General features: G+C 35.3%; 1 protein-coding gene. It reads left to right on the top strand.

Going from position 1 to position 235, the window contains the following annotated elements:
- Nucleotides 1–235 (top strand): hypothetical protein (locus NF27_RS12205; RefSeq protein WP_161791754.1); only part of this gene is annotated, 235 nt, incomplete at both ends.

Here is a 235-nt window from a genome sequence, read left to right as displayed (position 1 = left end):
AAAACATAGTTAAGCCTTTTTCTATATGGTCAGCTGAAAAGATGGTTGAAGCAGGTGTTTCAGCTAAAGATGCTGCTGCTTATACATTTGAAAATATAGTTAAGCCTTTTTCTATATGGTCAGCTGAGAAGTTGATTGAAGCAGGTATTTCAGCTAAAGATGCTGCTGCTTATACATTTAAAAACATAGTTAAGCCTTTTTCTATATGGTCAGCTGAAAAGATGGTTGAAGCAGG

Origin of the sequence: Candidatus Jidaibacter acanthamoeba (genome assembly GCF_000815465.1) — a bacterium.
Taxonomy (GTDB): domain Bacteria; phylum Pseudomonadota; class Alphaproteobacteria; order Rickettsiales; family Midichloriaceae; genus Jidaibacter; species Jidaibacter acanthamoebae.
The sequence above is the reverse complement of the archived record's forward strand: the minus strand, read 5'-3'. Positions and strand labels throughout refer to the sequence as shown.